This window comes from Amycolatopsis acidicola (genome assembly GCF_007713735.2).
In the GTDB taxonomy this organism is placed as follows: domain Bacteria; phylum Actinomycetota; class Actinomycetes; order Mycobacteriales; family Pseudonocardiaceae; genus Amycolatopsis_E; species Amycolatopsis_E acidicola.
Genome location: NZ_VMNW02000002.1, coordinates 156,099 through 177,041, shown reverse-complemented (window position 1 = coordinate 177,041; position 20,943 = coordinate 156,099). Strand labels below are relative to the sequence as shown.

Sequence of the window (20,943 nt, the reverse complement as noted above, 5' to 3'; positions counted from 1 at the left end):
GCGTGCCCGCCCGAGCCGGAGGAGCTTCCATGACGGCCCCCGCACGACCACGCAGCCAGCCAGCCCGCGCGACCTTCGCCGGGTGGCTCGGCACGGCCATCGAGTACTACGACTTCGCGATCTACGGGTCCGCGGCGTCCGTGCTGTTCACCAAGATCTTCTTCCCGGCGACCGACCCGGTCGTGGGCACCCTGGTCTCGCTGTCGAGCTTCGGCGTCGGCTACGTCGCGCGCCCGGTGGGCGGCCTGTTGTTCGGCCACCTCGGCGACCGGGTCGGCCGCAAATCCATCCTCGTCATCACGCTCACGATGATGGGCCTGTCCACCGTGCTCATCGGCCTGCTGCCGACCTACTCCGCGATCGGCATCGCCGCGCCGGTGCTGCTCGTGGTCCTGCGCATCGTGCAGGGCGTGTCCCTCGGCGGCGAATACAGCGGCGCCGCGCTGATGACCGTGGAACACGCCGGGCGGCAACGGCGCGGGTTCTTCAGCGGCCTGATGAACACCGGCACCGCCGCGGGCATGATCCTCGCCAACGTGATCTTCCTGCTGATCACCCGGCTGCCCGAGGACCAGCTGCTGTCCTGGGGCTGGCGGATCCCGTTCCTGTTCAGCGCGCTGCTGGTCGGCGTCGGCCTGCTGATCCGCCTGACCCTGCAGGAGAGCCCCGAGTTCGCGCACGTCAAGGACGACGGCGAGGTCCGGAAGCTGCCTCTGGTCGAGGTCCTGCGCGCGTGCGGCGGCCGGGTGCTGCTGGTGACGCTCGGGACGGTCGCCGCCGGGATCGTGTTCACCATGGCGACGGTCTTCTCGCTCACCTACGGCAAGGCGAAGCTCGGCCTGAGCACACCGTCGATGCTGGGTGTGCTGCTGCCCGCCGCGGTGGTGCTCATCGTGACGATCCCGGTTTACGGCAGGCTGTCCGACCGGATCGGGGAGCGCCCGCTGTTCCTGGCCGGCGCCGCGTCGATGATCGTGCTGCCGTTCGCCTGGTTCGCGTTGCTGGACACCGGGAACCGCGGCCTGATGGTGCTCGGCTTCGCGCTGCTGTTCGCGGGCTACGCCGCGAACTACGCGGTGTTCCCGGTGTACTTCTCGCAGGTCTTCCCGATCTCGTTGCGGTTCAGCGGGATGTCGATCGGCTTCACCGTCGGCACCATCGCCGGGAACGCGTTCGCGCCCACCATCGGCGCGGCGTTGCTGGACGCGACGGGCGGCTGGACGCTGATCGCGGTCTACATGGGCGGTGCCGGGCTGATCAGTTTCGTCGCCGGGCTGTTCCTGCGTGAGGCCGCGCCCGTGCGCGAGACCGTCGCCCGGCCGGAGGTCGCGGCGGGATGAGGATCGGTCTCCGGGTCCCGCCCTGCGCCCCACTGCCCGAGCTCGCCGAGTTCGCCCGCGAGGTCGAGGCGGCGGGGTTCGACGAAGCGTGGTTCCCTGACTCACAGCTGTTGTGGCGGGACGTGTTCGCGGTGGCGGCCACCGCCGGGATGGCGACGTCCCGGCTCACCGTCGGCACCGCGGTCACGAACGTCGTCACGCGCCACCCCGCCGTCGTCGCCTCGGCCGCCCGCACGGTGGCCGAGGCGTCGCCTGGCCGGTTCGTGCTCGGCGTCGGCGTCGGCAACAGTTCGGTCGCCCCGGTCGGACTGGCGCCGTCCAAGCGAGCCGAACTCCGCGCCGGCATCGGCGTGATCCGCGACCTGCTCGCCGGGCAGGCGGTCGATTTCCCCGGTACGAAGGGGAAACTGCGTGATCCGGTGCCCGTGCCCGTGCACATCGCGGCGAGCGGACCACGCAACCTCCGCCTCGCCGGTGAGATCGCCGACGGCGTGATCCTGCTGTCCGGCGTTTCCCGGGAACCGCTTTCCGCCGCGCTGTCCGCCGTCGGCTCGCCCGTGCCCGCCACGGTGTCGGCGTTCTGCCGGGTGACCGACGACATCGAGCGGGACGCCCGGGAGCTGAAGCCGATCTGCCTCGGCATCGCGGGCAACGGCGGCACGACCTTCCTGGAGCGGGCCGGGATCCACGTCCGGCTGCCGGACCGGCCGCCGGCGGTGTACCCCGACCTGGTGCACGCGGAGTCGTGGCCGGACGCGATCGAGGCGTGCGAGAAGTACGTGAGCGACGAGGCGGTGGTCGCGTTCGCGCGCGAGTTCTGCCTGTTCGGCACCGTCGCGGAGATCCGCGCGCGTCTGGCCGAAGTGGCGGGTTCCGGGGTGGCCTCGGTCCTGCTGCAGCACGTCGGCTCCTACGACCTGCCGCGCGGTCTCCTGGCAGTGGCCGATGGCTGAGCACCGGCTGGTGGTGAACGGGACAACGGTCACCGTCGCGGCGCCAGGGCTGCGGTCGGTGGCGGAGGTGCTGCGCGAGGACCTGGGCCTGACGGCGGCCAAAGTGGCCTGCGGGCGCGGGGAATGCGGGGCCTGCACGGTGCTGGTCGGTGGTGAGCCGCGGATGGCCTGCTCGACCCCGGCGATCCTCGTCCGCGACGAGATCGAAACGAGCGAGGGACTGGCGGAGGAGAGCGAGCGGCTACGCCGGTCGTTCGCGGACCGCGGCGCGTTCCAGTGCGGATTCTGCACCCCGGGTCAGATCGTGCACGCGATCGCGTTGCTGCGCAGGGGAATCAGCGATCCCGGGCGGATCAGGCACGAGCTGTCCGGCAACCTCTGCCGGTGCACCGGATATCAGGCCATTGTGGACTGTGTGGTGGAGGCGGGGTCATGAGTGTCGGACGCCGGGTCCGCCCGATCGACTGGGAGCGGCGCGGTCTCGGCCTGCTCGCCTACACCGCCGATCTGCCGGGCGACCACCTGCACGGGGTGATTCTCCGTTCGCCGCACGCCTTCGCGGAGATCCGCGCGCTGGACACCCGGGTGGCGGATGGGATGCCGGGCGTGCACGCGGTGCTCACCGCCGCGGACTTCGAGCCCGGGATCCGTTACCTGCACCGGGGCGGTCCGTTGTCCGACCGGCCGCCGCTCGCCGACGGGGTGGTGCGTCACGTCGGGCAGGAAGTCGCCGCCGTGGCGGCGGAAACGCCCGGGCAGGCGCTCGCCGCGGCGCGTGCGATCGAGGTGCGCTACCGGCGCCGCCGCGCCCCGCTGGTCGTGGCCGAATCACGCCGGCCGGGTGCGCGGCAGCTGCACGGCCGGACTTCGGGCGAGCCCAACGTTTCCTTGGTGCTGCGGACGAAATGGGGTGATCCGGACCGCGGGCTGGCCGCCGCGCACGTCGCCGTGGAGGGCCGGTTCGTCTACCCGAGCGTCTCCCACGCCTGCATGGAGCCGAATACGACCCTCGCCGTCTGGCACGAGGACACGCGGCGCGTCGAGTTGTGGACCTCGACCCAGGCGCCGTGGTTCATCGCCAAGGAGGTCTCGCACCTGCTCGGCCTCGAGCACGAGCAGGTGGTGTGCCGGGAGGTCGCCGTCGGCGGCGGGTTCGGCAGCAAGTCCAAGGCCTCCGAACACGAGGTGCTGGCCGCCGCGCTCGCCCGCAAGGCCGGCCGCCCGGTACTCGTGGCGCTGAGCCGCGAGGAGGAGTTCGGTGCGAACAAACCCCGGCACCGCTTCGAAACCTGGCTGCGCAGCTCCGCCGACGCCGCCGGGGTGCTGCGTGCGCTCGAAGCGGATGTGGTGGTGGACAACGGTTCCTACAATCACATGGGTACGTCGGTGCTGCGCGTCGGCGTGATCACCCTTGGCTCGATGTACCGGCCGGAGGGGGTGGACTTCACCGCGCGACTGGTGGACACCGCGACCCAGCCGGGCGGGCAGTTCCGCGGCTACGGCACGCCGCAGGTGTCGCTGGCGATGGAGTCCCAGCTCGACGAACTGGCCGAACGGCTCGGCACCGACCCGATCGAACTGCGCCTGCGCAACCTTGCCGCGCCCGATACGACGACGCTGTGCGGCTACGAAGTCGGTTCGAACAGGCTGGGGGACTGCCTCACCGCCGTCCGCGACGGCCTCGACTGGGACCGCGCCCGCGCGTCGCGGCCGTCGGGCGACGTCGCGCGCGGCTGGGGCGTGGCGGCGGGCTCGCACGGGAGCGGCGCGTACGCGTACGAGTTCGCGAACCGCAGCGACGCCGCGCTCGACCTGTACGCCGACGGGCACGTGCGGGTCCGGCACGGCAGCGGCGACGCGGGCACGGGACAGAACACAATCCTCGCGCAGATCGCCGCGCACGAGCTGGGCGTCGACCTGGCGCACGTCGAGGTGCTGTCGATGGACAGCGACCGGACGCCGTTCGAGCTGGGCGCCTGGTCGTCGCGGGGCACGCACATGACCGGCTCGTCGGTCGGCAAGGCGGCGCGCGAACTCGCGGACCGCCTCCGTGCCCTCGCGGCGGAAAAACTCGGTGTGGCGCCGGGCGAAATCACGCTGCGCGACGGCCGGGCGCGCGGGGGAGACGACGCGATCGACCTGGGCGACCTGGTGGCGCTGGCCGACGACGCGGCGGATGGTGTGCTCAGCCACGAGACCAGCTACCTCCTGGACGGCACCGAACCGCTCAGCCCCGATCGTGACACGGCCAACCTGTCCCCGAGCTACGCCTTCGCGGCCCACGGCGCTGTGGTCGACGTCGATCGCCGCACCGGTGCCGTCCGCGTCGTCGACTACGTGGCCGCACACGACGTCGGTACCGCGATCAACCCGACCGCCGTGGAAGGGCAGATCATCGGCGGCGCCGCGATGGGCCTGGGCGCGGCGCTGGGCGAGGAGCTGATCCGCGAAGGCGGGCGGATCGTGAACACCACGTACCTGCACTACGCGATGCCCCGCAACGCCGACCTGCCGTCGGTGCGCGCGGTGATCGTGAAGGGGCACGAGAAGGCCGGGCCGTACGGGGCGAAGAGCGTGGGGGAGATGTCGATCATCCCGCCGGGCGCCGCGGTGGCCAACGCGGTGTACGACGCGGTGGGCGTGCGGATCCGCGAACTGCCGATCACCCCGGACAAGGTGCTGACCGCGCTGGCCGGCCGCCGGCGGCGGCACCGGCTGTGGCGGCGGCCCGGCCGGTGGTGGATCGCCGCGGTCCGCCGGAGCTACCCGCTCGGCCTGCACTGGCTCCTCGACCGGTATGGCACGAGGTTCGGCGCGGCCCACCGGGCCCGGCGCCGCCCGCCCGCGCCGGAGCCCGAGGTGCGCGTGCCCGAGAGCGTGGCCGAAGCGACTCGGCTGCTGGCGAAGCCCGGAACGGCGGCGCTCGGTGGCGCGACGGATCTGCCCGTGGAGCGCCAGCGCCAGGCGCGGCCCGCGCACACGCTTGTGGCCGTCTCCGCGCTGACGAGCCTACGGGGCATCCGGCGGACACCGGACGGGCTGCGGATCGGCGCCGCGACGACACTGAGCGAACTGGCGGCGCATCCGGACGTCCCGGCGTCCGTCGCGACGGCGGTGGACACCATCGCCTCGCCGCAGATCCGGAACGCCGCGACCGTCGGCGGGAACCTGGTGCAGGAGAAGCGCTGCTGGTTCTTCCGCAACGGATTCGACTGCTACAAGCGCAACGGCGCGACCAGCCCCTGCTACGCCGTGCTCGGCGACCACCGGTTCCAGCACGCGGCCGTCGACGGGCATCGTTGCCAGGCCGTGACCCCGTCGGACCTGGCGACCGCGCTGCTCGCCCACGACGCCACCCTGGAACTGACCGGTACGGCGGGGAGCCGGACCGTCACTGTCGGCGGGTTCTACACGGGGCCGGGCGAAACGGTGCTGCGCGAGGAAGAGATCGTCACCGCGGTGACACTCCCGGTGACCGGGAAACGGAGTGCGTTCACGAAGCTGGCGCTCTACACCGGCGACTTCGCGACGGCCTCCGCGGCCATCACCGCGGAGGTGGACGCGCAGGGCCGGTGGAGCGGAACACGCCTGGTCCTGGGCGCGATGGCACCCACCCCGTGGCGGCTCACGGAGGCCGAGGAAGCGCTGGACGGAACGGTCGTCACACCGGCGTCGGCACGAGCCGCGGTCGACGCGGTGCTCGACCGGCACGCGCACCCGCTGCCGCGCAACGCGTGGAAGCTCGACGCCGCCGGGGGACTGGTCGAACAGGCCGTCGAAGAGGTGCGGACGGAGAGCGCGCGTGTGAGCACGGTCGTCGACACAACCCCGCCGGTCCGCTGAGTGGACCGGAAAGGGTGTGCCCGTGGCCACCCGTCGCCGATACTGACCCGAACCCGCCGCGGGGTTGCCCGCAGCGCCGTGCCGGGCGCAAGATCGATGTGTCACAACGGTGTGGAGGGTGTGTGCGAACGGAGCCGGCGCGGCCTGCACGGTCCACAGTGGACCGAACGCGGGTCACGCGATGTTTACCTGGCTGTCTTCGCCTGAAACTTCCCGCTGTTGGACTGGTCGGGGCAGGGACGGGGGCAGAGGTGAAGGAGACGGCTGGTGACTTCCGGCGTGTTCGTGGAAACGCCCCCGGTGGACGGCGAAGAGGAGCTCCCGTGCCCGAACTCGGTGCTGGGCAAGGCACAACTGCTGCTCGGCGCCTTCCAGTCCGGCGCGTACCGGCTGCGGTTGTCGGAGCTGAGCCGCCGCTCGGGCGTGCCGAAGGCTTCGGCGTACCGGCTCGCGCAGGAGCTGGTGCAGTGGGGCCTGCTCGACCGCAGCGGTGACGCCTATCAGCTCGGGCTGCGGATATTCGAGCTGGGCCAGCGGGTTCCGGTGTCCGCGGTGCTGCGCGCGGTCGCGCGGCCGCTGCTGACGGACCTGTTCACCGCGACGCGCGCCACCATCCACCTCGCCGTGCTCGACGGCACCCATGTGATGTACCTGGAAAAGGTCGGCGGCAAGGCGAGCGTGCACACCCACTCGCACGTCGGCGGCCGGCTGCCGGCCGCGTGCACCGCCACCGGCAAGGCACTGCTGGCGCATTCGTCCGATGTGGACGAACTGCTTGCGGAGCTGGAACGGACAGGGCTGACCAAGCTCACCTCCCGCACGGTCGCCTCCGTCGACGAGCTGCGCGCACAGCTGGCCCAGGTCCGCGAACGCGGCTTCGCCCTGGAACAGGAGGAAACCGCACCCGGTCTCGCGAGCGTCGCGGTGCCTCTGATGGGTGCGGACGAGACGGTGTACGGCTCGGTGTCGGCGACGGCGCCGCTGGCGTGGACGGATCCGCGCCGCGTGGTGCCGGTGCTGCTGGCCACGTCGGCGACGATCGTGCGCACCCTGGAGCAGCGCCTGCTGGTCTCGGCCGACGCGTGAGGCCCGGTCCGGTGACCGGACCGGCGGGCGGGCCCGGGGTGGCGGGGCCCCATACCGTCGGGTGGTCGCCGATGGACAGGGAGTACCACGTGCCTGAAGACGCCGCGCCGCTGCGCGTCCTCGACCTCACCGACGAACTCGCCTACCAGGGTGCCCGGCTCCTGGTCGGGCTCGGCGCCGATGTCGTGCGCGCCGACGCGCCGGAACACCTCTCCCCGGCGGAAAATTTGCACTGGCATGCGGGAAAGCGCCTGATGCGGGGCGATCTGGACGAGCTGGCCGCGGGCGCGGACATCGTGCTGGAAAGCGGTCCGGTCGCCGGGCTTCGCGGCGTCCGCGCGGACGGGACGTCGCGGTGGCCGGACGTGGTGCATGTGGTCGTTACGCCGTTCGGGCTGACCGGGCCGCGAAAGCACTGGACCGGAAACGATCTCGTGCTCGCCTCCGCCGGTGGGATGACGTGGCTCGGTGGAAAGCCCGGTGGGCAACCGAAACCGCCGCCCCGAGAGCAGGCCGTCCAGCTCGCGGGGGCGCACGCGGCGATCGGTGCGCTGCTGGCGCTGCATGCCGGAACCGGCCAGCTGGTGGACGTTTCCGTGCAGGAGGCGGTGGCGGCGACGTTGGAGACCGGTGCTGTCGCGTGGATTCATGCCGGTCGTTACCCGGTGCGCAACGGCGGGGTGTACGAGCACGTGGCGCACCGGATCTTCGCCGCTTCCGACGGCTTTGTCGCGGGCGGGTATTCGGGCAGTGATCGCATGTGGACGGACCTGCTGAAGTGGCTCCTGGAGGAGGGGGGAGCGGGCGATCTCGCGGACGAACGCTTCTCCGACGCGGTCACGCGGTGGCGCGAACGCCCGCATGTGGATGAGATCGTGCAACGCTTCGTGGGCAAGCGGACCGCACGGGCGGTCGCGGGCGAGGGCCGGGCGCGTGCGTTGCCGTGGGCGGAGGTCGTCACCCCGGCGCAGCTCCTGGACAACCCGCAGCTCGAAGCCCGTGGCTTCTTCGTCGACCTCGGCGAGGTCAGGGATGTCGGGTTCCCGGTACGGGCGGTGGACACCGTGCGGCCGCTGGAAAAAGCGGACTCGTGGCGGACGACGGCACGGCGGGAACCCCGGACCGGGCGGGGAAGCCGGGCGCTGGACGGAGTGCGGGTGCTCGACCTGACGTGGGTGCTCGCCGGGCCGTACGTGACGAAGACGCTGGGGGAACACGGCGCGGACATCATCAAGATCGAGTCGAAGCACCGGCAGGATCCGACGCGCTTCGCCCCGTCGATGCGGTTGCGGCCGGGCGCGGGGCCGGACGACGCCGGGTATTTCCTGAACTTCAACCGCAACAAGCGGAGCGTGGCACTGAACCTGCGGACCGGCGAGGGCCGGGAACTGCTGCGGGAACTGGTGCCGCGTTGCGATGTCGTGGTGGAGAACTTCAGTCCCGGCGTGCTCGCCAAATGGGGCATGGACTACGAGTCGCTCGCCCGGCTGAACCCCGGCGTGATCCTCGTGTCCATGGCCGGGGCAGGGCAGACCGGGCCGTGGCGCGACGCGGTCACGTTCGCCGACACACTCGCCGCGATGTCCGGCCTGTCCAGCGAAACCCGCGACCCCGGCGAGCCGCCGCAGGGGCTCACGTTCGGGCTGGGGGACATGATCGCCGCGAACGCGGCCGTCCTCGCCACCCTGGACCTGGTGCTGCGAGGCGAAAGCGGGCACGTCGACCTGTCGCAGCTGGAGGCGATGGTGGCGACGATGGGCCCGGCCCTGCTGGAGGCGCAACTGGGCGCGCCCGCGGACGGGCGGACCGCCGAATTCCCGAACCGCGGCGCGAAAGCCGTCCCGCACGGGGTGTATCCGGCGGCCGGGGATGACCGCTGGGTGGCGATCGCGGCGCTGGACGAGTCGCAGTGGCAGGTGTTGCGGGACATCGCGGCGCTGCCCGACCCCACCGACCGTCGCGCGGGCGAGGACGAGATCGACCGGGCGCTGGCGGCATGGACGCGCGACCGGCCCGCCGAGGACATCGCAGTGCGGCTGCAGGACGCGGGCGTGGCGGCGGCCGTGGTCGCGACGGGCGAAGACCTCGTGGACCGCGACGAGCACCTGGCGGCGCGCGGGTTCTATCCGGTGCTGGAGCATCCGCTGGCCGGGCCGGTGAAACACGAGGGGATCGTGGCGCGCCTGTCGCGGACCCCGGGCGGGCTCGACACCGCCGCTCCCTTGCTGGGCCAGCACACGGCCGAGGTGCTGGCGGAGTTGCTGGGCGTGGACGAGGCGCGGCTCGCGCAGCTGAAGGCCGCGGGGGTGACGGAATGAACGAGGGAACGGAGAATCCGGTGCCGGTGCTGAACGTGACGCGCGAGGGTGCGGTGGCGACGATCCGGATCGACCGCCCGCCGGCGAACGCGGTCGACCCGGCGATGATCGAGGAGTTCCTGACGGTACTGGCGCCACTGGCCGACGACCCGGCGGTGCGCTGCGTCGTGCTCACCGGCACCGGGCGGTTCTTCGTGGCCGGCGCGGACATCGCGGTGATGCGGGACCTCTCGGACGCCAACCAGGCGAAGATGCGCCGCTGGATCGACGTGCAGCGGGCGCTGGAACGGGCGCCGAAACCCGTGGTGGCGGCCATGAACGGGCACGCGCTGGGCGGGGGAGCGGAACTGTCGCTCGCGTGTGATCTGCGGATACTGGCGGACAACGCGAGCTTCGGTTTCCCGGAGATGGCGCTCGGGCTTTTCCCCGGCGCGGGCGGGAGCCAGCGGCTGCCCCGGCTGGTCGGCCCGCACCTGGCGAAACGCCTGATGATCGACGGCGTCCGGCTGTCCGCGCGGCGTGCGCTCGAGCTCGGGCTGGTGGATGTCGTTGTGCCCCAGGAGGAATTCGCGGAGACGGTGGCGGCCACGGCGCGGACGCTGGCCGCCAAGCCGACGGCCGCGATCGCCCTGCTCAAACGCGTCGTCGACGAAGGGTATGGCCTGCCGATCGAGGAAGCCTTGGCGCGGGAGGAAAAGGGCGTCCAGGAACTCATGCGCAGCGCCGACGCGGCCGAGGGCCTGCAGGCCTTCCTCGACAAACGGCCACCGGAGTTCACCGGCCGGTAGCCACGAAAGCGGTGGGGTGCGGGACGTTTCTCCCGCACCCCACCGCTTTCATGCCTGGTACGCGGTCACGAACTCGGTGTCCACCCCCAGGTCACCGACGGACCCCGCCCCGCCCGGATCGCCGAGCGGGGCGTCGCGGCCGGGCAGCGACTCGGTGAAGAAGGCGATCGAATCACCGACGAACACGGTCTTCTCCGCGTCACCGCGTGCGTTGCGGTCCACGAAGATGGCGTCCACCGGGCATTCCGGTTCGCAGGCGCCGCAGTCGATGCACTCGTTGGCGTTGATGTAGCTCTTGCGCTCGCCGACGTAGATGCAGTCGACCGGGCACACGTCGAGGCACGCGCGGTCGGTGACGTCGATGCAGTTCGCGCCGATCACATAGGACATGGAAGCCTCCTTCAGGCGGTTTCGGTGGAATGACCGGGAAACAGGGAAAGCCCGGGGTCCAGCTCGACGGCCGCGTTGTGCACGGCGGTGGCGACCTCACCGAACCCGACCGACATCAGCCGCACCTTGCCGTCGTATTCGGTGATGTCCCCGGCCGCGTAGACCCGGTCGAGGTTGGTGCGCATACGCGTGTCCACGAGCACCGAGCGGCGAAGCAGGTTCAGCCCCCACTTCGCGAGCGGGCCGAGATTGCTGACGAAGCCCAGCGCCGCCACGACGCTGTCCACCTTCAGCACCTCGACGGTGTCCCCGATCCGGACATGCGCCTCCGCGACGGTTTCCGCGCCGGTCAGCGCCGAGACCTCCGCGTTGGTCAGGATCCGCGCGCCGGACTCCTCGACGGCGGTGACACTGGCCGCGTGCGCGCGGAACCGTTCGCGCCGGTGCACCAGGGTGACCGACTTCGCCAGCGGCCGCAGGGTCAGCGCCCAGTCGAGCGCACTGTCCCCGCCGCCCACGACCAGTACGTCGTGGTCCGCGTGGGCGCCGGGGTCGGGCACGAAGTAGCTCAGCCCCCGCCCCAGGAACTCCTCGCCCGCAGGCAACGGACGCGGCGCGAACGTCCCGATGCCGGCGGTCAGCACGACGGCCCCGGCGTCGACGACCCGCCCGCTCAGGAGCGTGACCTGGGGCCGCCCGCCGGCGTAGGCCAGGCTCACGGCCTGCTCGCCGAGGAGGTATTCCGGGCCGAACTGCGCCGCCTGCGCGAGCAGACCGTCGACCAGATCACGTCCGCGCGCACCGGGAATCCCCGCCACGTCACGGATCTCCTTCTCCGGGTACAGCGCGCTGACCTGACCGCCCGGCTGCGGGAGTGCGTCGACGACGGTGGCCCGCAGGCCGCGGAACCCCGCGCAGTACGCCCCGTAGAGCCCGGCCGGGCCGGCGCCGACGATGAGGATGTCGGTGGAAGTGACTGGCGGCATGGGGTTTCTCCCTGATCGTCGACTGTGGACAGTGGCCACCCTAGGCACCGCGCGGCCCGCCGCCACCGATTCCGGACCGGTGAACGGAACACTCCTCGCGGTGGCCGCCCCGGTCCGGTGAGCGGACCACTCGTGTTGGCCCGGCGGGGCCGCGGTGATGGACTCGCCGTCAGTCAGGCTTTCGAGAAGGTGAAGGAGCGCCCCCATGACTGCAGAAGCCGGGACGCCCGTGAACGGGCAGGCCGCCGAGGCGCGGCGGCGCCGGTCCCGGCTGGGCCGGCTGCCCGGCCGCCAGGACTGGTCGAGCTGGCCGCACTACCAGGCGGCCGCGGCGGGGTTCCGCGGCTACTGGTACCCCGTCGCCTATGGCTCCCACATCGGCGGCAAGCCGAAGCAGATCACCCTCCTCGGCGAGAAGATCGTGCTCATCCGCGACGGCGGCCGCCACGGCACGGTGTACGCGCTCAAGGACCGCTGCCCGCACCGCGGTGTCCCGCTGTCGGAAGGCAACCAGCAGTTCCCCGGCACGATCTCGTGCCCGTACCACGGCTGGACCTTCGACCTCGCCAGCGGTGACCTGAAGGCCGCGATCACCGACGGCCCGAAATCCCCGATCTGCGGCAAGGTCACCCAGCCGACCTACGAGGTCGCCGAACGGCTCGGCCTGGTGTGGGTGTTCGTAGGGGACGGTGAGGAGGCGCCGCCGATCGACGAGCACTTGCCGGAGGAGCTGGTCTCCAACGCCGCGGTGCTCGGCTCCCGGATCCAGCCGCGCCAGGGCAACTGGCGCTTCGCCTGTGAGAACGGCTACGACGAGGGGCACGCGAAGTACCTGCACCGGACGTCGTTGTGGCGCATGTTCAAGTCGATGCCGGTGTGGAACGAGACCCGCATCGTGCAGCGCGGCCGGTGGATCTTCCGGGTGCAGGACAAGCAGTACTGGGACGCCGACTTCCCCGGCCTCGGCCCGTGGAACAACCAGGCCTGGTACAAGCTCAAGCCGCCCAAGGAGGTCACCAACATCGGCAACACCGGCGGGCACCGCGAGGTGGACCCGGTGATCGCGGCCCAGGAGTTCCCCGGATTCGCGTCGGTGAGCATGCCGGGCATGCTGCGCATCGCCTACCCGACGTTCATCCACTACGAGTTCTACGTCCCGGTCGACGCGGACAACCACCTCTACGTCGGGGTGATGGCCGAGTTCCGCAAGGGACGCAAGGTGCTGCCGTTCTACGCCAAGTACCTCGGCTTCATCCGGTGGCTCTTCCACGGCGAGTTCTCCGCGCAGGACAAGTGGATGGTCGAGGTGACCGACGCGCCGCCGGAGAAGCTCTACCGTCCGGACGACTCGCTGCTCAAGTGGCGCAAGCTCGCCGAGGACGTCACCGAAGAACGCGTCGCACGCCTTGCCGGGCAAGGGATCCAGCCCGCCGCGGCGAAGGACTGAGGGGAGCGGTATGTCGGACATCGTGGTCGGCGTCGGGGCTTCGCACTCCACGTTGATGAACACCCACTGGGACAAGGTCGTGCACACCGGCCGCGCGGAGCGCTTCCGCGACGCGCTCGGCGAGGCACGGGACGCGGTCGCGGCGGCGGAGCCGGACATCGCGATCATCATCGGCTCCAACCACTTCCGCGGGTTCTGGCTGGACATGATCCCGCCGTTCACCCTCGGCGTCGGCGAAGTGCTCGGCGCCGGTGAGGCGAAGACACCGAAAGGTCCGCAAAGGACGGACCAGGAGTTCGCGCGGAGCCTGGCGCAGCAGCTGATCGAGGCCGGCACCGAGGTGGCGATCTCCGCGCGGCTGCAGATCGACCACGGGCAGACGCACGCGATCCAGTACCTGCTCAGCGGGCTCGAAATTCCCGTGGTGCCGCTGGTGATCAACGTGTTCGCCGCCCCGTTGCCACGCCTGGACCGGTGCGTGCAGCTGGGCCGCAACATCGCGGACGCGGTGCGGGCGATCGGCGGGGACCGGAAGGTCGCGGTGCTCGCGTCGGGCGGGCTGTCGCACCAGCTGCCGTGGCCCGCCGACTGGCGGGACCCGCACGGCGACGACGAGGAGTTCCTGGTCGAAGCCTGGCTCAACGGCCGGGGCGACTGGGAGCGCTACGACCAGCGTCGCCGCGAGATCATCACCGCCGCGCGGCCAGTGCTCTTTCCGGAGTTCGACGAGCGTTTTCTCGCGGACCTGGAGAAGGGCGAACTCGCCCGCTACGGCACGTTCACCAGCGAGGACCTGGAAAAGCTCGCCGGGAACGGCGGGCAGGAACTGCGGACCTGGCTGACCATGGCCGCCGCGCTGGACTTCGCGCCGGGCCGCAACCTCGCGTACTCGCCGATGCCGGAATGGCTCACCGGCATGGGCGTGGGCGTCATCGAACCGGCGGGCGTGTCGTGACGGTGCTCGACGCCGTGCTGGCCGAAATCACCGGGGAACGGCTTCGCGAAGCCGCGCACGCGGTGACGAACATCCCGAGCCCGACCGGGCGCGAGGCACCACTGGCGCACCTGCTGGCCGGCCGCCTCGCGGCGGCGGGCTGGGCGGCGACGGCGCAGCACCTCGACGAGCACCAGGCGAACGCGGCCGGCAGACTGCGCGGATCCGGCGGCGGCGAGGACATCATGCTGTACGCGCCGATCGATACTTTCACCACGGGGGAGCCGGGCATCGACCTGCCGTGGATCGGCCCGGAGCTGCGCCAGGACATGCTGCCCGAAGCGCGCGACGAAGGGCCGTTCGTGTCCGGCCTCGGGGCCGGCAATCCCAAGGGACACGCGGCCTGCATCCTCGTGCTCGCCGAAGCGCTCGGGCGCGTCCGGCCCCAACTCGACGGTGACATCGTGGCCGCGTTCGGTGCGGGCGGGATGCCCACCAACGCCGTCGAAGCGCCGGGCTACCCGGAGCGCGCCAACACAGGGCAGGGCGTCGGCTGCTCGTTCCTGCTGGAGCGCGGCTGGCACACCGACCACGCCGTGATCGCGAAGCCCGGCGATTTCGTGGCGCACGAAGAGGTCGGGCTGTGCTGGTTCGAAATCACCGTGCCCGGCATCCACACCTACGCCGGCAGCAGGCACCGGCTGCCCTACCGGAACCCCGTCGTCACGGCCGCCGAAGTCGTCACGCGGCTGGAGGAGTGGCTGGCCGGGTACCCCGCGCGGCACCGCACGGAAACCGCGCTGCCGCAAGGGATCATCGGCTCGATCGCGGGCGGCTGGGAACGGCTGCTCGCCGCCACCCCGGCGGCCTGCCGGATCCGCCTGGACATCCGGATCGTGCCCGGTATGGCGCCGCTGGCGCTGAAACGCGAACTCACCGAGTACGCCGCGCGGCTGTCCGCCGAGCTGGACACCGACCTCGGCGTCGAGATGGTGCTCGCCATCCCGGGCACGCACACCCCGCCGGACGCGCCGATCGTGCGCGGCACCATCGAGGCGTGGGAGGCGGCCAACGGCCGGGCGCACGAACCGGTGCCGGACAACAGCGGCGCCACCGACGCGAACATCCTGCGCGCCAGGGGCATCCCGACCGCGCGGGTCGGCATGCCCAAGGTGACCAGCGGCGAGTTCGACGTGGACTTCTCCCGCGGCATGAACACCGTCGACGTCCGCGCCATGCGCAAGCTCTGCGAGGTACTCGCCCGCACCGCACTGACGATCACGACGAAGGGACGGAAATGACGCCACCACCGGAAAGTCACTACGCCGACGGGGCCGGCGTCCGGTACCACTACCACGACCTCGGCACCGGTGCCGACACCGTGTTCCTGCACGGCGGCGGCCCCGGCTGCACCGCGTGGAGCGACTTCGGTCCGGTCGCCCCGCTGTTCGCCGCGGACCGGCGCTGCCTGCTGGTGGACATCCACCAGTACGGGAAGTCCGAGAAGTCCCGGATCAAGGGGCCGATGTGGGACCACCATGCGGAGAAGACCGTGGGCCTGCTGGACACGCTCGGAGTGTCCCAAGCGGACTTCGTGTGCAACTCCTGGGGCGGCACCATCGCGCTGAACCTCGCCGCGAAGTACCCGGACCGGGTGCGCTCGCTGGTGATCACGGGCAGCATGCCGGTGTTCCACGGCCCGCTCGCCCCGCTGCCGGAGAACGGGCACCGCGGCCGCACCGCACGCGACGCCTACTACGGCGGCGAAGGCCCGACGCGCGAAAAGATGCGCAAGCTGATCACGAGCCTCGAATGGTACGACGCCGACGCCCTGCCGGACGAAACGCTCGACCTGCGCTACCGGCAGAGCCTCGACCCGGAGGAGCGCGAACTGGCCGCCATGTCCGACTCGCCGCGCGGTGACTGGCAGGACCTGTCCGCGGAACTGCCCGCGATCGAGGCCCCTGCGCTGTTCCTGTGGGGCATGTACGACGCTTTCCTGACCCCGGACTACCCGCTGATGCTGGCCCGGATGCTCCCGCGCGGCAGCCTCCACGTGATGGACAGGGCTTCGCACCACCTCCAGGAAGAACGCCCGCGCGAGTACTACTCGGTCGCGACCGGCTTCCTCAATTCCGTGGCGTAGAGAGGAAAACCGTGAAGAAGATCCTCGCCGTACTGGCCGCCGCGGCGGCGGGCGTCGGGCTGCGTGCGTGGGCACGGCGCAGCAACACCCAGGTCCACCGGATCAACCAGCACTGAAAGAGAGTTCCCGTGACCATCTGGACCGAACTGAGCCCCACCGCATACCGCGTCGAGTACGTCGACGCGGCCGGGGTGCGCACCCGCACGCTGCGCGCCGGCGACCCGGACGCCGCGAGCGTCGTGTTCCTGCACGGCACCAGCGGGCATCTCGAGGCGTTCAGCCGCAACATCACCGCGCACGCCGGGTACGACCTGCACGCGATCGACATGCTCGGCCACGGTTACACCGGGAAACCGGACCGCCCCTACGAAATCGCCGACTACGTGCGGCATCTGCTGGACTACTTCGACGCGGTGGGCATCGAGAAGGCGCACATCGTGGGGGAGTCGCTCGGCGGCTGGGTGGGCGCCCGCGCGGCGATCGACCACCCGGAGCGCGTGGCCAGCCTGCAGCTGCTGTGCGCGGGCGGCACGGTGGCCAACCCCGAGGTGATGAACCGGATCCGCACCAGCACCAAGGACGCCGTCGCCACCGACGACCTCGAGCTGACCCGCAAACGGCTCCGCCTGCTGATGGCGTCCGAAGCGGACGCCACCGAGGAGCTCGTGCAGGTGCGCCACGCGATCTACCACACGCCCGAATTCGTGGCCAATGTGGACAACCTGCTTTCGCTGCAGGACATGGAACGCCGTCAGCGCAACCTCCTGCGGCCCGGTGACCTCGCCCGGATCACCCAGCCCACGCTGATCGTGTGGGGCAGGCAGAACCCGTTCGGAGAGGTGCCCGAGGCGGCCAAGATGCACGAGAACATCCCGGGTTCGCAGCTGGAGCTGTTCGAGGAGTGCGGGCACTGGCCCCAGCACGAGAAGGCCGCGCGGTACAACCCATTGAGCCTCGAGTTCCTGCGCAAGGCCACCGCCTGATGCGGGCCGCGCGGTTCCACGGCTGGGGCGCCAACCCGGTCGTGGACGACGTGCCCGAGCCGGTACGTGGCGAAGGTGAGGTCCTGGTGCAGGTCCAGGCCGCCGCGGTCGCGCACCTGGACGTGACGGTCGCGAGCGGGACGTTCGGGCTGAAGCCGTCGCTGCCCTACATCGGCGGGGTCGAGGGCGCGGGCGTGGTGCTGGAGGCGGACGACCTGAAGCCGGGCACGCAGGTGATGCTCCGCGGCGGCGGGCTGGGCATGAACCGCGACGGCACGTGGACCGAACGTGTCGCCGCGCCCCGGAAAGCGGTGATGCCGTTGGATCCGGAGCTACCGCCCGACGTGGCCGCGACGTTCTTCGTCCCCGCCACCACCGGCTACGTCGCCGTGCACGACGTCGGCCGGGTGCAGGCCGGGGACCACGTCATCGTGACCGGCGCGGCCGGGGCGGTCGGCTCGATGGCCGCGCAGCAAGCGGCCGCCGCGGGCGCGCACGTCGTGGGCGTGGTGTCGCGAAAGGACAGTCTCGACCGGGTGCCGGCGGGTATCGAAGCCCGGACGGCGGACGAACTCGAAGGCCTCGCCGACGAGCGCCCGGCGGCCGTGCTGATCGACACCGTGGGCGGCCCCGGGCTGGTGGACCGGGCGCGCTGGGTGCGGCCCGGCGGCCGGGCGGTGCTGATCGGCTACGTGCACGGGGCGAAGATCGAGCTCGAGCTGTCCTCGTGGCTGCTCGACGACGTCGCGTTCCTGCCGGTCAACATGATCCGCCGGGAGCGCCGCGCGCGTGAGGTGGCGGGCGGGCTGCTGGACCGGCTCGCGGCCGGGACCCTGCGCGTGGAGACCGAAACGTTCGGCCTCGGCGACATCGCCGCCGCGCTGGACGCACTCCGCACAGGACAGGTGCGTGGCCGGGCGGTGGTGACGCCCGGGTGAGCGAGCCGGATGCGGACGCCAACAGCGTGCTCGGCAAGGTGCAGCGCATCCTGGAGGCGTTCGGCCCGGACGAGGAGCACCTGAGCCTGTCGGAGCTGTCCCGCCGTTCCGGCGTGGCCAAGGCGTCGGTGCACCGGCTCGCGCAGGAGCTGGTGCGCTGGGGGGTGCTGGAGCGCCGTGGCGCGGACTACTGGCTCGGCATGCGGTTGTTCGAGATCGGGCAGCGGGTGCCGCGGCAGCGGATCCTCCGTGACGCCGCGCGCCCCTACATGGAGGACCTCTACCACGCGACCGGCGAGACGGTGCACCTCGCGGTGCTCGACGGGATGGAGGTGCTCTACCTGGAGAAGGTGTCCGGGCACCACCAGGTCAAGAAGCCTTCCCGGATCGCGGGGCGGATGCCCCTGCACTGCACCGCGACCGGGAAGGTGCTGCTCGCGTTCGGTTCGCGCGCGCTCGTCGACGAGGTCGTCGCGAGCCCGCTGGAACGGATGACCCCGCGCACCGTGGCGACGCCCGGTCTGTTGCTCCAAGAGCTCGCCCGCGCGCGCGAGACCGGCTACGCGGTCGAGCACGAGCAGACCCGCATCGGCTATCTCAGCGTCGCGGTGCCCCTGCTGGGTGCCACGGGCACGACCGCGGGCGCGCTGTCGGTGACGGCGCCCCTGGTGCGCGGCGACGTGCCGAAGTTCGCCGGCCTGCTCGGCATGGTCGCGCGGCGCATCACCGCGACGCTCGCCAGCGACTGAGCGGTTTCGCTCACCGGACCCGCTCGTTGTCCCGGCGCGGTTTTCCGGGAACTGTCCACGGGAAGCCCGCCCGCTGGAAGGGGACCCCGTGCGCGAACCGACGGATCCGGACGCAGCAAGGACACTCTCGGCCGTCTGCGATGCTTTCCTGCCCTCGCTGCCACCGCCGGAGGGAGCCGACCGGGCACTCGCCGAGTTCTACCGGGACGGCGCGCTCGCCCGCGGCATCGACGAATCCGTGCGTTCCGGTGTCGCCGGGTTGACGGCGAACCTTCGGGACGCCGTCGCCGCTGTGCTGGAATACCTGGCGGCGCAAGGCTTCGCGGACCTGAGTGCCGAAGAGCGAGTACGTGTCCTGGACGAGGCAGCCGAGCTGAACCCGGTGCTGCGCCTGGGAATCCGGCAGCTGCGCGCGATGACGTTCGGGGCTTTCGTCGGTGCCGTCGACGAAACCGGCCGCAACCCGGTCTGGCCGGTTGTCGGCTACCCCGGCCCGCCGGCACTGGCGGCCGGTGACGTGCCGGGGCGGATCGCCGTGACCGAACCCGGAGACGTGGTCTCCGCCGACGTGTGCGTGATCGGTTCCGGAGCCGGGGGAGCGGTGATCGCCGCGCGGGCGGCGGAGGCCGGGCACTCGGTGGTGATCGTGGAAGCCGGGCAGCGCCGGGACGAGTCCGACTTCGACCAGATCGACGCGCACGCCGGCGAGATGTTCCTGCGCGGCGGGGCGTTGTACTCCGACACCGGGAGCGTCGGCGTGCTCGCCGGTTCGGTGCTCGGCGGCGGCACGCTCATCAACTCGATGGTCTGCCTGCGCACGCCGGGCGAGATCCGCGAACTGTGGGCGGCCGAAGGTCTGTCCGGTGTGGACGGTCCCGAGTTCGACAAGTACACCGACCTCGTCTGGGAACGCCTTGGCGTCAACACCGACGCCACCACCTACAACGCCAACACCCGCGCCATGATCACCGGCCTCGCCGCTCACGGTTACGCGCACGAACCGTTGCCCCGCAACGCGAAACTCGACGACGAAGCGGAGTACTGCGGCTTCTGCAACGCCGGTTGCCGCCGTGGTTCGAAGGCCTCCGTGCTGCACACGTACCTGCGGGACGCCGTGGCGGCGGGCGCGCGGATCATCACCGGCTGCACGGTCGAGCGGATCACCACCACCGGCGGCCGCGCTACCGGGGTCATCGCCACCCGCGACGGCAAGCGGCTGAGCGTCGGCGCGCCGACGGTCGTGGTCGCCGCCGGGGGCGTGGAATCCCCGGCGGTGCTGCTGCGGTCCGGGATCGGCGGGCCCGCGGCCGGGAAGAACCTGCGGCTGCATCCCGCGTGGATCGTCACCGGCGTCTACGACCAGCCGGTCGAGGCGTGGAGCGGGCAGATCCAGTCCGCGGTCAGCTTCGACCTCACCCGCTGCGAGAACGGCACCGGCTTCCTCGTCGAAAGCCTGACGTTGAACCCGCTGACGTGGGCGGGCCAGACCCCGTTCACCGGCGCGGCCCGGCACCGGGAGATGCTGCGGAACCTGCCGTACTTCGCCACCTGGCACGGCGTCGCGCACGACCACGGCAGCGGCGAGGTGTACCTCGACCGCGAAGGCCGGGCGGCGATCCGCTGGGACCTCGACGACGAAACCGACCTGCGCGTCGCCCGCCGCGCGCACACCGAACTCGCGCGGATGCACCGCGCCGCGGGCGCGCGCGAGATCTTCACCTTCCACTGGAGCGACCACCGCTGGCGGCGCGGCGAGGATTTCGAGGACTACCTGGCCAGCCTCGCCACCGCGCCCGCCGCCGAACACACCGCGTTTTCCGCGCACCAGATGGGTTCCTGCCGCCTCGGCGCCGACCCGGCCACCTCGGTCGCGGACGGCCGGGGGCAGCTGCACGACACCGCCGGGGTGTGGATCGGGGACGCCTCCGCGCTGCCCACCGCGCCCGGGGTGAACCCGATGATCACCATCATGGCCCTCGCCGAGCGCACCGCCGCGGCGCTGCTCGCCTCCCGCACCGTCCCCGCCTGAGCCCCGGAGGAAG

General features: G+C 71.7%; 17 protein-coding genes. 15 read left to right on the top strand and 2 right to left on the bottom strand.

The window, feature by feature from the left end; translation table 11 throughout:
- The first annotated feature begins 29 nt into the window (after positions 1 to 29).
- The 7 genes from FPZ12_RS02445 to FPZ12_RS02415 all read left to right on the top strand — a co-directional run bounded on the left by FPZ12_RS02445 (position 30) and on the right by FPZ12_RS02415 (position 10,328).
- Entirely contained in the window at positions 30 to 1,340 is a 1,311-nt protein-coding gene (locus tag FPZ12_RS02445) for an MFS transporter (protein ID WP_144745878.1), read from the top strand.
- The gene (locus tag FPZ12_RS02440) at positions 1,337 to 2,293 is read left to right on the top strand and encodes an LLM class flavin-dependent oxidoreductase (protein WP_144745881.1); all 957 of its coding nucleotides are present in this window, start codon (positions 1,337 to 1,339) and stop codon (positions 2,291 to 2,293) included. Before FPZ12_RS02445 ends, FPZ12_RS02440 begins: the two co-directional genes overlap by 4 nt.
- Entirely contained in the window at positions 2,286 to 2,729 is a 444-nt protein-coding gene (locus FPZ12_RS02435; protein ID WP_144745883.1) for a (2Fe-2S)-binding protein, read from the top strand. Before FPZ12_RS02440 ends, FPZ12_RS02435 begins: the two co-directional genes overlap by 8 nt.
- Positions 2,726 to 6,136 (top strand): molybdopterin cofactor-binding domain-containing protein, encoded by a 3,411-nt coding sequence (locus FPZ12_RS02430; RefSeq protein ID WP_144745885.1) that lies wholly within the window; start codon positions 2,726 to 2,728, stop codon positions 6,134 to 6,136. The genes FPZ12_RS02435 and FPZ12_RS02430 overlap by 4 nt, the downstream gene beginning before the upstream one ends.
- 267 nt (positions 6,137 to 6,403) lie before the next feature.
- The gene (locus tag FPZ12_RS02425) at positions 6,404 to 7,222 is read left to right on the top strand and encodes an IclR family transcriptional regulator (protein WP_144745886.1); all 819 of its coding nucleotides are present in this window, start codon (positions 6,404 to 6,406) and stop codon (positions 7,220 to 7,222) included.
- Between the two features lie 89 nt (positions 7,223 to 7,311).
- Positions 7,312 to 9,540: a CaiB/BaiF CoA-transferase family protein gene (locus FPZ12_RS02420; RefSeq protein ID WP_166462534.1), complete on the top strand. Its 2,229-nt coding sequence runs from the start codon at positions 7,312 to 7,314 to the stop codon at positions 9,538 to 9,540.
- Positions 9,537 to 10,328: an enoyl-CoA hydratase/isomerase family protein gene (locus tag FPZ12_RS02415; RefSeq protein WP_144745890.1), complete on the top strand. Its 792-nt coding sequence runs from the start codon at positions 9,537 to 9,539 to the stop codon at positions 10,326 to 10,328. The genes FPZ12_RS02420 and FPZ12_RS02415 overlap by 4 nt, the downstream gene beginning before the upstream one ends.
- A gap of 48 nt (positions 10,329 to 10,376) precedes the next feature.
- Here the strand turns inward: FPZ12_RS02415 and FPZ12_RS02410 are convergent, their stop codons facing one another.
- On the bottom strand, positions 10,377 to 10,718 hold the full coding sequence (locus FPZ12_RS02410; RefSeq protein ID WP_144745892.1) for an indolepyruvate ferredoxin oxidoreductase subunit alpha: 342 nt from the start codon (positions 10,716 to 10,718) through the stop codon (positions 10,377 to 10,379).
- Between the two features lie 11 nt (positions 10,719 to 10,729).
- Positions 10,730 to 11,704 carry an NAD(P)/FAD-dependent oxidoreductase gene (locus FPZ12_RS02405; protein ID WP_144745894.1) on the bottom strand — a complete coding sequence of 325 codons (975 nt, stop codon included), beginning with the start codon at positions 11,702 to 11,704 and terminating at the stop codon, positions 10,730 to 10,732.
- A gap of 205 nt (positions 11,705 to 11,909) precedes the next feature.
- On the opposite strand from FPZ12_RS02405, the gene FPZ12_RS02400 reads away from it, so the two are divergent.
- The 8 genes from FPZ12_RS02400 (at position 11,910) to FPZ12_RS02365 (ending at position 20,930) form a co-directional block, all read left to right on the top strand.
- Positions 11,910 to 13,151, top strand: coding sequence for an aromatic ring-hydroxylating oxygenase subunit alpha (locus FPZ12_RS02400; protein ID WP_144745896.1), 1,242 nt, complete (start codon positions 11,910 to 11,912; stop codon positions 13,149 to 13,151).
- A 10-nt stretch (positions 13,152 to 13,161) separates the two neighbouring features.
- Complete coding sequence (locus tag FPZ12_RS02395) at positions 13,162 to 14,106, top strand: DODA-type extradiol aromatic ring-opening family dioxygenase (protein WP_144745897.1); 945 nt, start codon at positions 13,162 to 13,164, stop codon at positions 14,104 to 14,106.
- Positions 14,103 to 15,386, top strand: coding sequence for a zinc-binding metallopeptidase family protein (locus tag FPZ12_RS02390; protein ID WP_208025707.1), 1,284 nt, complete (start codon positions 14,103 to 14,105; stop codon positions 15,384 to 15,386). Before FPZ12_RS02395 ends, FPZ12_RS02390 begins: the two co-directional genes overlap by 4 nt.
- Positions 15,383 to 16,231 (top strand): alpha/beta fold hydrolase, encoded by an 849-nt coding sequence (locus tag FPZ12_RS02385; protein WP_144745901.1) that lies wholly within the window; start codon positions 15,383 to 15,385, stop codon positions 16,229 to 16,231. The genes FPZ12_RS02390 and FPZ12_RS02385 overlap by 4 nt, the downstream gene beginning before the upstream one ends.
- A gap of 128 nt (positions 16,232 to 16,359) precedes the next feature.
- Complete coding sequence (locus tag FPZ12_RS02380) at positions 16,360 to 17,214, top strand: alpha/beta fold hydrolase (protein WP_144745902.1); 855 nt, start codon at positions 16,360 to 16,362, stop codon at positions 17,212 to 17,214.
- Positions 17,214 to 18,152: a quinone oxidoreductase family protein gene (locus FPZ12_RS02375; RefSeq protein WP_144745904.1), complete on the top strand. Its 939-nt coding sequence runs from the start codon at positions 17,214 to 17,216 to the stop codon at positions 18,150 to 18,152. The genes FPZ12_RS02380 and FPZ12_RS02375 overlap by 1 nt, the downstream gene beginning before the upstream one ends.
- Positions 18,149 to 18,901: an IclR family transcriptional regulator gene (locus FPZ12_RS02370; RefSeq protein WP_144745906.1), complete on the top strand. Its 753-nt coding sequence runs from the start codon at positions 18,149 to 18,151 to the stop codon at positions 18,899 to 18,901. The genes FPZ12_RS02375 and FPZ12_RS02370 overlap by 4 nt, the downstream gene beginning before the upstream one ends.
- 88 nt (positions 18,902 to 18,989) lie before the next feature.
- Positions 18,990 to 20,930 carry an FAD-dependent oxidoreductase gene (locus tag FPZ12_RS02365; RefSeq protein WP_208025706.1) on the top strand — a complete coding sequence of 647 codons (1,941 nt, stop codon included), beginning with the start codon at positions 18,990 to 18,992 and terminating at the stop codon, positions 20,928 to 20,930.
- The last annotated feature ends 13 nt before the right edge of the window (positions 20,931 to 20,943 follow it).

What these genes read in the sequence shown, in the direction of transcription:
- FPZ12_RS02445 (WP_144745878.1), top strand. Translation starts at nt 30, where the DNA reads ATGACGGCCCCCGCACGACCACGCAGCCAGCCAGCCCGCGCGACCTTC.
- FPZ12_RS02440 (WP_144745881.1), top strand. Translation starts at nt 1,337, where the DNA reads ATGAGGATCGGTCTCCGGGTCCCGCCCTGCGCCCCACTGCCCGAGCTC.
- FPZ12_RS02435 (WP_144745883.1), top strand. Translation starts at nt 2,286, where the DNA reads ATGGCTGAGCACCGGCTGGTGGTGAACGGGACAACGGTCACCGTCGCG.
- FPZ12_RS02430 (WP_144745885.1), top strand. Translation starts at nt 2,726, where the DNA reads ATGAGTGTCGGACGCCGGGTCCGCCCGATCGACTGGGAGCGGCGCGGT.
- FPZ12_RS02415 (WP_144745890.1), top strand. Translation starts at nt 9,537, where the DNA reads ATGAACGAGGGAACGGAGAATCCGGTGCCGGTGCTGAACGTGACGCGC.
- FPZ12_RS02410 (WP_144745892.1), bottom strand. Translation starts at nt 10,718, where the DNA reads ATGTCCTATGTGATCGGCGCGAACTGCATCGACGTCACCGACCGCGCG.
- FPZ12_RS02405 (WP_144745894.1), bottom strand. Translation starts at nt 11,704, where the DNA reads ATGCCGCCAGTCACTTCCACCGACATCCTCATCGTCGGCGCCGGCCCG.
- FPZ12_RS02400 (WP_144745896.1), top strand. Translation starts at nt 11,910, where the DNA reads ATGACTGCAGAAGCCGGGACGCCCGTGAACGGGCAGGCCGCCGAGGCG.
- FPZ12_RS02395 (WP_144745897.1), top strand. Translation starts at nt 13,162, where the DNA reads ATGTCGGACATCGTGGTCGGCGTCGGGGCTTCGCACTCCACGTTGATG.
- FPZ12_RS02385 (WP_144745901.1), top strand. Translation starts at nt 15,383, where the DNA reads ATGACGCCACCACCGGAAAGTCACTACGCCGACGGGGCCGGCGTCCGG.
- FPZ12_RS02375 (WP_144745904.1), top strand. Translation starts at nt 17,214, where the DNA reads ATGCGGGCCGCGCGGTTCCACGGCTGGGGCGCCAACCCGGTCGTGGAC.